This window comes from Pseudomonas sp. MWU13-3659 (genome assembly GCF_023757525.1).
Classification (GTDB): Bacteria; Pseudomonadota; Gammaproteobacteria; order Pseudomonadales; family Pseudomonadaceae; genus Aquipseudomonas; species Aquipseudomonas entomophila_E.
The window spans coordinates 349,145-361,642 of sequence record NZ_JAMSHW010000003.1 but is presented as its reverse complement, the minus strand read 5'-3'; the positions used below and the strand labels follow the sequence as shown (position 1 = coordinate 361,642).

Below are 12,498 nucleotides of genomic sequence, written 5' to 3'. Positions count from 1 at the left end.
TGGATTGCCCTTACCGGCCCATTCGCCGGCAAGCCGGCTCCTACCGAGGATTGTGTTGGACCCGTAGGAGCCGGCTTGCCGGCGAACCAGGCGCTGCGCGCTACATTGGCAACAACCGGTCCTGGATCACCTCTTTCATCACCAGCGTCGAGCTCAGCCGCTTCACATTGGGAATGCTGGTCAATTGCTCGTCATAAAGCTTCTGGAACGCCGGCAGGTCCTTGGCCACCACGTGCAGCAGGTAGTCCGGGTCGCCGAACAGCCGCTGTGCCTCGACGATCTGCGGGATCTCGCTCACCGCCGCCTCGAAGTCCGCCACCGGCTGGCGGGTGACTTCGCGCAGGGTCACGAACACCAGCGCGGCGAAGTTCAGGCCCAGGGCGGCGGGGGCCAGGCGTGCGTGGTAACCGAGGATCGCGCCGGACTCTTCCAGCGCCTTCAGCCGGCGATGGCAGGGCGACAGGCTCAAGCCCACGCGTTCGGCTAGCTCGGTCACCGACAGGCGCCCGTCTTTTTGCAGCTCGGCAAGGATCTTTCGATCGGTTCTATCCATGGGGGAAGAATCTTCCAGGTATCAGGGTCATGCCGCTAATATACGAAAGAAAATCCCCGGGCGATATCCGTAATCTTTCTTTCAACGAAACTTGTTTGAAAGGAAGATTCCAAGTGGCCATGAGTGTATTGGCGGCGTTCTGGGCCGTGTCGTTCCTGTTCGTGATCAGCCCTGGCGCGGACTGGGCCTATGCCATTTCCGCCGGCATGCGCGGGCGTTGGGTGCTGCCAGCGGTGGCGGGAATGTTGTCGGGGCATTTCCTTGCGACCCTGGTGGTGGCGGCCGGCGTCGGCAGCCTGATTGCCGGGCACCCGCTGGCGTTGACCCTGCTGACGCTGGCCGGCTGCACCTACCTGTTGTGGCTGGGGGGTAACCTGCTGCTCAGCCCTTCGGTGCCCCAGGCCGGTGATGACGGGGTAGGCGACTCCGGGTCGCGCTGGGCGTTCAAGGGTTTCTGCGTGAGCGGGATGAACCCCAAGGTGTTCCTGCTGTTCCTGGCGCTGCTGCCGCAGTTCACCGACCCGCAGTCAAGCTGGCCGGTGCCGGCGCAGATTCTGCTGCTGGGGCTGGTGCACCTGTGCAGTTCGCTGGTGATCTACCTGATGGTCGGGTATGGCGCCAAGGCGGTGCTGCGCACCCGGCCAGCGGCGGCGCGGGTGGTGGGGCGGTTGTCGGGGGTGGTAATGATCGCGATCGCGCTGGGGTTGGTGGTCGGGCAGTTGCGTTAAGGGGCATCCCTCAGATGCACGCCGCAACCCTTGCGGCGTCCATGAGATCGAGCGCCGCCTGCGCGGCGCATCGCGGATGAATCCGCTCCTACATTTGTTGCACGTGACCAAGACCGATAGGCCATGGTGCTTGTACGACGCGTTTTTTCGGCTGCCGCTGTAGGAGCGGATTCATCCGCGATGCGCCGCGCTCGATCCCGCAACCCGCCACAACCACCGGTCCAGGCTCAACCGCCCAGCCCCCCGCAACAGCAACGGCAGCAGCGCCACCAGGTAGATCAACGGCAGTTTGTAGTTGCCATGCCCCTGGTCGGTGATCGCGTAGCCCTGCGCCAGCTCCGCCAGGCTCGACCATTCGGCCGGCCAGTGCACGGCGGCAATCGCCACCACCGTCACCACCATCAGCACCGCGGCGGCCAGGCGCGTGCCCAGCCCCAGCAGCAACAGCAACGGGCAGATCAGCTCGGCCCACATCGACAGCTGCCAGTTCAATCCGGCCGGCAGCAGGTCGAAGGGGAAGGGAAAGCTGGCCTGCAGGTCGGCGAACCAGTTCGTCCCGTTGAATTTCTCCAGCCCCGATTCGAAGAACTCCCAGGCCAGGAACAGCCGCAACGGTAAATCGGCGCCCCAGCTGCCAAAGCGGTCGAGGGCGGTGAGCGGGCGAGTGAGGGTGGCGGTCAGCATGAGCGGCTCCTGCGATCAGTGGGACAGTGAGGGTGCGGTGCGGCGCAGGCGAATCACCTGCTTGGCGACCAGCTTGAGGGCGATGGCGGCGAACATCAGGGCGAAGGCCAGTGGGTACCCGCCCCCCATCGGAATGCGTTTGTAGAACGACAGGCAGAACACCCCGGCCAGCAACCAGGTCCCGGTGGCGTGCAGGCCCTTCCACAGGCGTGGGCCGAGCAGGCGCATGGGGGCCTTGAACGAAGTCAGGGCCAGCAACAGGATGAACAGGTAACCCAGCGAACCGGGAAGGTTGGCCAATGCCGTGCGTCCAGCCCAGAACAACTCGGGATAACCCTGGGCATACAGGTAGATCAGCACGCCATGCACCGTGTGCGAGAAGGCGAAGGCCAGGCCCAGGTAGCGCCGCTCGCGCAGCAGGCGCCGGCTCGCGTCACTGGGCAGCAACACGACCAGCGACGAGGCCAGGAAGGTCAGCAGGAACAACGCGAACGAGCTGCGGGCCGTGGCGCGGATGGCGCTGCGCAGGCCTTCACTCCCCAGCGGGTGGGCGATCAGCACCATGGCGGTCATCAGCAGGGTCAGGGCTGCGAGGGCGGCGAACAGCTTCCAGCCGGAGGGCAGGGCTTTCATGAGGGGGTCCCCGGTGTGTGGCGAGGGCAGGCTGCCGTCGCGCTCCAGTGGCCGGGAGTGTGTGAGGGGCGGGTATCGGCAGTGTGTCGAGGAGACCGGGTTTATGTATCGCTGTGTAGGCGGGCATTGCCCAGGCCACCGCGCTGCGCCAGTATTGGCCGTTCGATTCCAGTGGACCCTCGCCGGTGACCCGCCCGCTCATCCTGCCCCTTGCCGAGAACTACCGCCATGGCGAGCACATCGCCCCGCACTGCCACGACCGGGCGCAGCTGATCCATGCCATCAGCGGCGTGGTCACGGTCAATGCCCGCGAAGGCAGTTGGGTGGTGCCGCCTGGGCGCGGGGTGTGGGTGCCGGCGGCCACCGAGCATGAGCTGCGGATGTCCGGTGTGGTGCGCATGCGCACTTTGTTCATCGACCCCGGCGCGCGCCCGGATCTGCCCGGCCAGTGCCAGGTGATCGAGATTTCGCCGCTGTTGCGCGAGCTGATCATCCGCGCCATGGACATCGCCCCCGAGCCGCCACCTCAGGGCCGTGATGCGCGGATCATGCAACTGATCCTCGATGAGATCCGCGTGTTGCCGGTGTTCGCCCTGCATGTGCCAAGCCCACGCTCGGCGGTGTTGCAGGCCTTGAGCGAGGCCCTGCGCCAGGCACCGGACGAGGACTGGAGCCTGGCCCGCGCCGCCGCCCACTGCGGGCTCAACCCACGCACCCTGACCCGCGCGTTCCAGCGCGAAACGGGGCTGAGCCTGATGCAGTGGCTGCGGCGCATGCGCCTGCTGGCCAGCCTCGATGCGCTGGCCGCCGGGCGCTCGGTGCTGGCGGTGGCGCTGGACCTGGGCTACGACAGCCCCAGCGCGTTCAGCGCCATGTTCCGCCGCACGCTGGGGGTGTCGCCCTCGGTCTACTTCGGCCGGGCCGGCGAGCGCTGGTAGGCCAGCCCGGGCGTTTCTTCCCAGCCGCCGCCCAGGGCGGCGAACAGGTTCACCTCCGCCAGCAGCTGTGCCAGGCGATCGTTGATCAGGCCCTCCTGGGCATTGAACAGCGAACGCTGGGCGTCGAGGAAGGTCAGGCTGCTGTCGATGCCGGTGCGGTAGCGATGCTCGGCCAGGTCGTGGTAGCGCTGGCTGGCTGCCACCAGGTCGCGCTGGGCCTGCAGTTGACGCTGAAAGGTGGCACGGGCAGCCAGGCCATCGGCGACTTCCTGGAAGGCGCTCTGGATCGACTTTTCATAGCGTGCCACCTGGATGTTCTTCTGCACCTTGGCGTAGTCCAGGCTGGCGCGCAGGCTGCCGGCATTGAACAACGGCAGGTTGATCTGCGGTTGGAACAGCCAGGTGCCGGAGCCGGCGTCGAACAGGTCGGCAAGCTGGCGGCTGCTGGTGCCGGCGTTGGCGGTCAGGGTGATGCTGGGAAAGAACGCCGCGCGTGCCGCGCCGATGTTGGCGTTGGCGGCGCGCAACTGGTACTCGGCCTCACGGATGTCCGGGCGGCGCTGCAACAAGTCCGCCGGCAAGCCTGCCGGTACCCGGGCGATCTGATCGTCCGCCAGGGGCAGCGCCGGCAGGGTGGCGCTGACCTCGACGCCGACCAGGCGGTTGAGCTGGTTCAGGTCCTGGGCGGCCAGGCGAGTGTAGCGGGCCACGGCGGCGCGGGAGCTGTCGACGCGGGTGGTGGCCTGGATCGCGTCGAGGGCCGAGAGGGTGCCGGTGCGGCGCTGGCGTTGGGTGAGGCGCAGGCTCTGCTCGTCGGCTTGCAGCGTCTGGGTGGACAGCGCCAGCAGCTCCTGGTCGGCGCGCCAGGTCAGGTAGGCGCCAGCCACGCTGCTGACCAGGCTGAGCTCGGCGCTGCGCCGTGCCTCGTCGCTGGCCAGGTAGGCCAGCAGTGCCTGGTCGCTGAGGCTGCGCAGGCGGCCGAACAGGTCCAGCTCGTAGGCGCTGATGCCTACGGTCGCCGATTGCTGGCTGCTGATCATGCCTTTGCTTCCGGTCCTGCTGCGGGGCAGGTACTGGCGCTGGCCCTGGGCGTTGGCGGCGACCTTGGGCAGCAGCTCGGCGCGCTGGATGCGGTACTGGGCGCGGTAGCCTTCGACGTTGAGTACCGCCACCCGCAGGTCGCGGTTGTTGGCCATGGCCGTATCGAGCAACTGGCGCAGGACCGGGTCATGGAACACCGCCTGCCATTCCAGCGGTAGCGCCGAGGCCGATGGCCCACCGCTGTAGGCCACACCGCTGGGGTAGTGGTCGGCGCTGGGAGCGTCCGGGCGCTGGTAGTCCGGGGCGAGGGTGCAGCCGGCCAACACGGTGGCCAGCAGCGGCAGGAGCAATCGGGTCATGCAGGGTTCCCTGGGTTCAGGCACCGGCCATCCAGCGGGCCAGGCCGTGGCGGCCGCTGACCCCCAGTTTGGCGGTGGCTCGCTTGAGGTAGGTTTCCACGGAGCTGTTCTTCACATTCAGGCGCTGGGCCATCTGCGGCACGGTGCCACCGGTCAACAGGCCGATGCAGACTTCCTGCTCGCGCGTGGACAGGCGCACCGCCTCCTGGCTCAGGCGCTCGCCGAACACATGGCGCAAGGAACCGGCTTCATCCAGCGCCTCCACGCCAACCCGGCGCAGGCAGGCTTGTTCGAGCAGGTGCGCGTGGTGTTCGACCAATGGCAGCAAGGTGTCCGACAGGCTCTTGAGCAACGACAGTTCGGTCAGGGAGAAACCGCGCTGGTTCGGCAAGCGCTGGAAGCAGATGACCCAGCGCCGGTCGCCATTGCATGACACCAGATTGCACTGGTGGGCATTGCGCCGGGGGTGCTGGGCGCTGGTGTGGGCGTTGATCTGGATCAGCAGCGGGTCCTGCATGCACAGGATGCTCTGCAGCAGCGGGTGACGCAGGTGTTCCTGGATGGGCAGGTCATGGTGCAGGCCGGCGCTGCCCAGCACCTTGATCCGGCTGATGCTGGCCGGGTCGTTCTCGAGGGTCCATTCGCTGAGGTCGAGCCGATGGATCGGCACCTGGTTGCCGACCAGCAGGAGCATCTGTTCGGCGAAATGCTCGTCACCCGTGCTGGCAACCAGTTCACCCAGTTGCAGGTACAGGTGCGGGTCGTGGCGGTGTTCGAGGCTGTCGGTCAGCTTCATGTCGTTGTCTTCCTTGATCGGGTGTCGCAGCGGGCGGGTCTCGCGACCGAGTCCTCTCTGTGTTCTCGGGGGTGGAGGCTATTGAATCGCAGGCGCCGAGCACGCGTCTGTAGTGGAAACCGGGGACAGAAAATGCCAGTTAATCCGACTGAAATGCTGGGCCTTGAACGAGGCTGTTTCTGGCCGGTGTGTCGGCTTGTCAGGTGATTGGCGCCAGAAAGCAGCCGGTTTGCTTCCGTTCGCAGCAGCAGGCGTGACGAGTAGGTCAGGGGCGTTATGGGGGTGTAGTTAATGTCCTACAGGAAATTCAGCGCACTCCGGCTGAGCGTTTTTCCGCCGTCGATGTCCGGGTTTCGGGGGCCATACAGGGGGATAGGGGGGTGTTTGAATCCGCGCAACCACTCTGTTTCAAGGACGATCCAAGCCCATGTTCGCCGCCGACACTTACCCCTTGACCTGCGCGCAGCGCGACATCTGGCTGGACCAGCTCGGCCATGGCGACTCGCCGCTCTATAACATCGGTGGCTATGTCGAACTGGATGGCGCGGTCGACCGTGAGCGCTTGCAGCGGGCCTTGACCCACCTGGTGGCGGTGCATGACGCGCTACGCACCGTGCTGGTGTCCACGCCCAGCGATGACGGCTTGCCCCGCCAGCGCTTCGTGACGGGCCTGCAGGTCGTGCTGGCCGAGCACGACCTGGCTGGCCAGCCTGATCCGGCGGGCGCGGCGCAGGCCCTGATCCAGGCACAGTCGCAGCAGCCGTTCAGCCTTGGCGATGGCCCTCTGTTGCGCGTCGCGCTGATTCGCCTGGGCGGGCGGCGCCACCTGGTCGCAGCCCAGGCCCATCACCTGATCCTCGACGGCTGGGGGTTCGAGCAGTTCTTCCACCGGCTGGGGCAGTACTACGGCTTGTTGGAGCAAGGCGCGACTTTGCCCTCTTCCATGCCGTCCTACGTGGCATTCATCGAGCAAGACCAGGCCTACCAGACTTCACCGCGACATCAGCGAGACGGCGACTACTGGCTCGACCGGTATCGGCAGTTGCCGGACGTGCTGTTGCGCCCGCGCGAGCGCGGCCCGGTGCGCGCGGCAACGCCCAGCCAGGCGCTGCAGCGCAGCTTCGACCCCGCCTTGCTGGCGCGCATGCAGCAGTTGGCCGCGCGGCTGCAGGCATCGCCCCTGCATGTGTTGCTGGCGGCGTTGCACGTGTGCTTTTGCCGCAGCGGCCAGCGTGACGAGTGGGTGGTCGGCCTGCCCGTGCGCAATCGGGGCACGGCCTTGCACAAGGCGACGCTGGGGTTGTTCGCCCAGGTCAGCGCGTTGCGCATGGACTTTGGCCGCGAGCTTGCGTTTGCCGACCTGGTGCGGGCCATCGCCGGCACGCTCAAGCGCGACCTGCGCCATCAGCGCTTGCCGATGACCGAGCTCAATCGTGGCCTGGGCCTGTCGCGCGAGGCACGCGCGCAGTTGTTCGAGGTGACGGTGTCATACGAGGAGGAGGGCAATGATCTGTTCTACGGCGCCTTGCCCACCCATACCGTCAAGGTCAGCAACGGCCACGAGCCGACGCCGCTGTCCATCTATCTGCGCAGCAACCGCCACAATGGCAAGGCCTGGCTGCACCTGGTGCACAACTTGGGCTGGCTGGCGTCCGACGAGGTCGAGGCGCTGACCGGGCGGATGCTGCAAGTGCTGGACCAAGGGCTGGAGACGCCACAACTTCGGGTCGATGCGTTCGAACTGCTGACGGAGCGCGAGCGCGAGCAGTTGAAGCAATGGAATGCCACGGCCGCCGTTGGCCAGGGAGAGCAATTGATTCACCGGCGCATCGAGGCGCAGGCCGCCTTGCGTCCCCACGCCACGGCGCTCATGCAGGAAGGCCATGGCCTGAGCTACGGACAGTTGAACCAGCGCGCCAACGCACTGGCGCGGCGCTTGATCGACCTTGGCGTCAAGCCGGACCAGCGGGTGGCGGTGGCGGCGCGTCGTGGCCTGGACACCGTGGTGGGTTTGCTGGCGGTGCTCAAGGCCGGCGCGGCTTATGTGCCCATCGACCCGGCTCATCCCAGCGAGCGCCTGGCCTACCTGCTGCAGGACTGCGCCCCCCAGGTGCTGCTGACTCAATCCAGCCTGCGTGAGCGCTTCGCCGGGCAGGTGTTGCCGATCATCGAGCTCGATCTTCCGGATACTGAACCCGAATCGACGGCAGACCTCCAGGTGCCGGGGCTTGCTGCGAACAACCTGGTGTACGTGATCTACACCTCAGGCTCCACCGGCCAACCAAAGGGGGTGATGGTTGAGCACCGTATGCTGGCCAATCTGGTCGACTGGCACTGCGACACCTTCGACCTGCACGCCGGCAGCCACACCTCCAGCTTGGCGGGTTTCGGTTTCGACGCCATGGCCTGGGAGGTCTGGCCGGCCCTGTGTGCCGGCGCGACGCTGCACCTGGCGCCCGTGCGCGAAGGCGGCGAGGATATCGACGCCTTGCTGCGCTGGTGGCGCGAGCAACCGTTGCAGGTGAGTTTCCTGCCCACGCCGGTGGCCGAGCATGCCTTCGCCCAGGGCCAGGCCCATCCGACGCTGCGCACCTTGCTGGTCGGTGGTGATCGCCTGCGTCGGCTGGCGCGCGAGCGCGGCTACCAGGTGATCAACAACTATGGCCCCACCGAAGCCACCGTGGTGGCGACTTCCGGAGCGGTCCAGGCGGGTGGGGCGCTGCACATCGGCAAGCCGATCGCCAACACCCAGTTGCATGTGCTCGATGAGCGACGCCGTCCATTGCCTGTCGGGGCTGCCGGCGAGCTGTACATCGGTGGCCTGGGCGTTGCCCGGGGCTACCTGAACCGCCCCGGGATGACCGCCGAACGCTTCATCGACGACCCCTTCGACCAGCGCCCCGGCGCCCGGCTGTACCGCACGGGCGACCTGGTGCGCTGGCTGGCCAATGGCACCCTCGAATACCTGGGGCGCAACGATGACCAGGTGAAGATCCGTGGCGTGCGGGTGGAACTGGGCGAGATCGAGGCGGCGCTGGCGACCCACGAGGCGGTGCGTGAAGGCGTGGTGCTGCTGCGTGACGGCCAGTTGGTCGCCTGGTACATCGCCGAGCGGGTCGTGACGCCTTTGCAGTTGCATGAGCACTTGCGTGGTCGCCTGCCGGCCGCGCTGCTGCCGACGGCCTACATGGCGGTGCCGGCGTGGCCCCTGACCGCCAATGGCAAGCTCGACCGCCGCGCCTTGCCGGCACCGGACGTGCACGCTGCGCTGCGCCGCCCCCACGAACCGCCGCAAGGCGATGTCGAGCAACGCCTGGCCGCCCTGTGGGCCGAACTGCTGCACGTCGAACGGGTCGGGCGGCAGGACCACTTCTTCGAGCTGGGCGGCCATTCGCTGATGGCCGTCCAGTTGATCGAACGCATGCGCCAGGCGGGGATGCACGCCGATGTGCAGGTGCTGTTCGGCCAGCCGACCCTGGCCAGCCTGGCCGCTTCGGTCAGTGTCATGCCGGTGGTGGCGGTGCCGGGCAATCGCGTGCCGGCCGACTGTGCGCGGATCACGCCCGACATGCTGGCCCTCGCCGAGCTCGGCCAGGCTGATATCGAACGCATTGCTTCGGCAATCCCCGGGGGCGCCGCCAATGTGCAGGAGATCTACCCGTTGGCGCCCCTGCAGGAAGGCCTGCTCTACCACCACCTCACCGAGGCCCGCGACCCCTACCAGCAGCAAGCGTTGTTCGCCTTTACCGGCCATGCCGAACTGTTGGCGTTCAGCCAGGCGCTGGAACAGGTCATCGCGCGTCACGACATCCTGCGCACCAGCCTGGCCTGGGATGGGCTCGAGCAACCGCAGCAAGTGGTGTGGCGCCAGGCGCGGTTGCCGCTGACGGTGCTCGAGCCGGGCCAGGGCGATGCCGTCGCGCTGTTGCGCGCACGCCAGGCCACACTGGACCTGCGCCAGGCGCCAATGATGGCCCTGGCCTGCGTCGAGGATCGCGCCAATGGGCGCTGGCTGGGCATGCTGCACTTCCATCATCTGGTCAACGACGCAGTGTCGGTGCAGGTGTTGCTGTCGGAACTGGACGCCTTGATGACGGGTCAGGGCCATGCCTTGGCGGCGCCCGTCGCTTATCGCAACTATGTGGCCGTGAGCCGCGACCCGGTGCGCCAGGCGGGTCACGAACAGTTCCTGAAAGCGCTGTTGGCGGGGATGGAAGCACCCGCGAAGCTGGCGGGGATGGGCGAGACGCTGGACGCGCAGGCACTGGAAAGCGCCGCGCTGGCCGTGCCCGGGCCACTGGCCGAGGCGTTGCGGCGCTTGGGGCGCGCCAACGACGTCGGCTTGGGCAGTCTGTTCCACCTGGCTTGGGCGCTGGTGCTGGGCGCATTGGGGGGACGTGACGAGGTGGTGTTCGGCAGTGTGCTGCTGGGCCGCATGATGGCGGGTGAGGGCGCTGACCGGGCCTTGGGCATGTTCGTCAACAGCCTGCCGTTGCGGGTCGTGTTGAAGGGACCTGGCGTTGCCGACGCGTTGCAGGCAACCCACGCGCAGTTGGCCGCCTTGCTCGGCCATGAGGATGCGCCGCGGGTGCTGGCCCAGCGCTGCAGTGGCCTGCCGGCTGGCGTGGTGGTGTTCGACAGCCTGCTCAACTACCGCCACGGCCCGGCGCCGGGTGCGCGCAAGCTGCCGGGGGTGACACTGGTGGACGCCAGCGAAGTCCACAGCCATGCCCTGGTGCTTACCGTGGACGAGGAGGGCGACAACATAAACCTCCAGGTGCGCGCGCCCCGTGAGTTGGGCGCGCATCGTGTGCTCGGGCATGTTGCCTGTGCCCTGCGGCAGCTGGCCGAGGTGCTGCAAAGCGACCCCGGGCGGGCACTGACGTCGTTGTCGACGTTGCCGGATGACGAGCGCCACTATCTGTTGTCGACGCTCAATGCCACCGACACGCCCCTTGACCCCGCGCATGTGCATTGGCCGGCCCTGTTCGCCGCCCAGGTGCAGCGAACCCCCCATGCCGTGGCGTTGCAAAGCGAAGCGGCTCAGTTGACCTACCGCGAACTTGACGCCCAGACCAACCGCCTGGCGCATCACCTGATCGGCCTTGGCGTGAGGCCTGACAGCCGGGTGGCCGTGTGCGTTGAGCGCGGCGTGCACCTGATCGTCGCCCTGCTGGGCGTGCTCAAGGCCGGTGGCGCCTACGTGCCGCTGGACCCGGGCTACCCCGACGAACGCCTGCGCTACATGCTGGCGGACAGCGCGCCATCGGCCGTGCTGGTGCACGGTGCGACCCGGGGCTTGTTCGAGCCTTCGCCCACCTTGGTCGACCTCGACCAGGACGGCTGGCAGGCTCATTCGGAGCAGGCCCCGGGTGTGGCGCAACTGAGCGGCGAACACCTGGCCTACGTCATGTACACCTCCGGCTCCACCGGCACGCCCAAAGGCGTGATGGTCGAGCACCGAGGGCTGTGCAACCTGATGCACTGGGGGTCGACGCTCTGCCCGCCACAACCCGACGGTGCCTTGCTGCAGCGGGCGCCCTTCAGCTTCGACGGTTCGGTCTGGGAGCTGTTCTGGCCGCTGTGCGCCGGCCTGCGCCTGGTCCTGGCGCGCCCGGACGGGCATCGCGACCCGGCCTACCTTGTGCAATTGATCCAGGCGCGCCGGGTGACCACGGTGAAATTCGTTCCCGCGTTGCTGCACGCGTTCCTCGAAGCGCCGCATGTCGAGGGCTGCACCAGCCTTACCGACGTCTTCTGCGGCGGTGGCGAGCTGACCCTGGCCCTGGTCCGCCGCTTGCGCGAACGCTTGCCCCGGGTACGCCTGCACAACGTCTATGGCCCGACCGAGGCCACCGTCGACAGCACCGCCTGGACACTGGAGCCGCACCAGCCGTTACCGGACCTGGCACCGCCGATCGGTCGGCCGATCGGCAATACCCGGTTGTATGTGCTCGACGCCCATGATCGGCCGGTACCGTCGGGGTGCATCGGCGAGTTGCATATCGGTGGCATCGGCGTCGCCAGGGGCTACCTGGGGCTGCCAGAGCTGCAAGCGGCGCGCTTCATTGCCAGCCCGTTCGTCGAAGGCGACCGGCTGTACCGCACGGGCGACCTGGTGCGCTATCGGGCCAACGGTGACCTGGAGTTCCTCGGGCGCAATGACTTCCAGGTCAAGCTCAATGGCTTGCGGATCGAGCTGGGCGAGATCGAGGCGCTGCTGGCCGCCCACCCGGCCCTCGGGCAGGCGGTGGCGCTGGTCCGCGATGAACGCCTGGTGGCCTATGCCGCCTGTCGGGAGGGCCATGCGGCGCCAGCGCTGGAGACCCTGCGCAGCTACCTGCTGGCACATTTGCCGGCCTACATGGTGCCGTCGGCCTACGTCATCCTCGGGCAATTGCCGCTGAGCCCCAACGGCAAGATCGATCGCCAGGCGCTGCCGGCGCCGGGGCCGGAGGCAGTGATCAGCCGCACCTACCAGGCACCGCGCGACGATCTCGAGCAGGCCCTGGCGCAGATCTGGACCGAGGTGCTGAGAATCGAGCAGGTGGGGCGCGACGACAATTTCTTCGAACTGGGCGGGCATTCGCTGCTGGCGGTGAACCTGGTGGCGCGCATGCGCCAGGCCGGGCTGCACACCGATGCACGCATGCTGTTCAGCCAGCCGACGTTGGCGGGGTTGGCGGCGCATACGCGGCGGGAAGACATCCAGGTACTCATTCCGAAGACCACCATTCCCGGGCTGGGCGGGCGTCGTCGGCTCTGA

General features: G+C 67.5%; 8 protein-coding genes. 3 read left to right on the top strand and 5 right to left on the bottom strand.

Going from position 1 to position 12,498, the window contains the following annotated elements:
* Positions 1–100: 100 nt before the first annotated feature.
* Positions 101–553 (bottom strand): Lrp/AsnC family transcriptional regulator, encoded by a 453-nt coding sequence (locus NGM28_RS06515; protein ID WP_011534480.1) that lies wholly within the window; start codon positions 551–553, stop codon positions 101–103.
* Positions 554–666: 113 nt separating this feature from the next.
* Here NGM28_RS06515 and NGM28_RS06510 point away from each other — a divergent pair, with 113 nt between their 5' ends.
* The gene (locus tag NGM28_RS06510) at positions 667–1,281 is read left to right on the top strand and encodes a LysE family translocator (RefSeq protein WP_252089252.1); all 615 of its coding nucleotides are present in this window, start codon (positions 667–669) and stop codon (positions 1,279–1,281) included.
* A 171-nt stretch (positions 1,282–1,452) separates the two neighbouring features.
* Here the strand turns inward: NGM28_RS06510 and NGM28_RS06505 are convergent, their stop codons facing one another.
* Positions 1,453–1,965: an HvfX family Cu-binding RiPP maturation protein gene (locus NGM28_RS06505; protein ID WP_240064442.1), complete on the bottom strand. Its 513-nt coding sequence runs from the start codon at positions 1,963–1,965 to the stop codon at positions 1,453–1,455.
* 15 nt (positions 1,966–1,980) lie between these two features.
* Positions 1,981–2,598, bottom strand: a complete 618-nt coding sequence (locus NGM28_RS06500; RefSeq protein ID WP_252089250.1) for a ferric reductase-like transmembrane domain-containing protein — start codon at positions 2,596–2,598, stop codon at positions 1,981–1,983.
* 185 nt (positions 2,599–2,783) lie between these two features.
* Between NGM28_RS06500 and NGM28_RS06495 the strand changes: the two genes are divergently transcribed.
* Complete coding sequence (locus NGM28_RS06495) at positions 2,784–3,536, top strand: AraC family transcriptional regulator (RefSeq protein WP_240064444.1); 753 nt, start codon at positions 2,784–2,786, stop codon at positions 3,534–3,536.
* On the opposite strand, the gene NGM28_RS06490 is transcribed toward NGM28_RS06495, so the two are convergent.
* Together NGM28_RS06490 and NGM28_RS06485 are read right to left on the bottom strand one after the other, a co-directional pair.
* Positions 3,506–4,936: an efflux transporter outer membrane subunit gene (locus NGM28_RS06490; protein WP_252089249.1), complete on the bottom strand. Its 1,431-nt coding sequence runs from the start codon at positions 4,934–4,936 to the stop codon at positions 3,506–3,508. The genes NGM28_RS06495 and NGM28_RS06490 overlap by 31 nt on opposite strands.
* A gap of 16 nt (positions 4,937–4,952) precedes the next feature.
* Positions 4,953–5,732, bottom strand: coding sequence for a helix-turn-helix transcriptional regulator (locus NGM28_RS06485; RefSeq protein WP_240064446.1), 780 nt, complete (start codon positions 5,730–5,732; stop codon positions 4,953–4,955).
* Between the two features lie 427 nt (positions 5,733–6,159).
* On the opposite strand from NGM28_RS06485, the gene NGM28_RS06480 reads away from it, so the two are divergent.
* Complete coding sequence (locus NGM28_RS06480) at positions 6,160–12,498, top strand: non-ribosomal peptide synthetase (RefSeq protein WP_252089248.1); 6,339 nt, start codon at positions 6,160–6,162, stop codon at positions 12,496–12,498.

Excerpts from the sequence above, each read along its gene's own strand:
- NGM28_RS06515 (WP_011534480.1), bottom strand. The coding sequence starts at position 553 with ATGGATAGAACCGATCGAAAGATCCTTGCCGAGCTGCAAAAAGACGGG.
- NGM28_RS06505 (WP_240064442.1), bottom strand. The coding sequence starts at position 1,965 with ATGCTGACCGCCACCCTCACTCGCCCGCTCACCGCCCTCGACCGCTTT.
- NGM28_RS06500 (WP_252089250.1), bottom strand. The coding sequence starts at position 2,598 with ATGAAAGCCCTGCCCTCCGGCTGGAAGCTGTTCGCCGCCCTCGCAGCC.
- NGM28_RS06490 (WP_252089249.1), bottom strand. The coding sequence starts at position 4,936 with ATGACCCGATTGCTCCTGCCGCTGCTGGCCACCGTGTTGGCCGGCTGC.
- NGM28_RS06485 (WP_240064446.1), bottom strand. The coding sequence starts at position 5,732 with ATGAAGCTGACCGACAGCCTCGAACACCGCCACGACCCGCACCTGTAC.
- NGM28_RS06480 (WP_252089248.1), top strand. The coding sequence starts at position 6,160 with ATGTTCGCCGCCGACACTTACCCCTTGACCTGCGCGCAGCGCGACATC.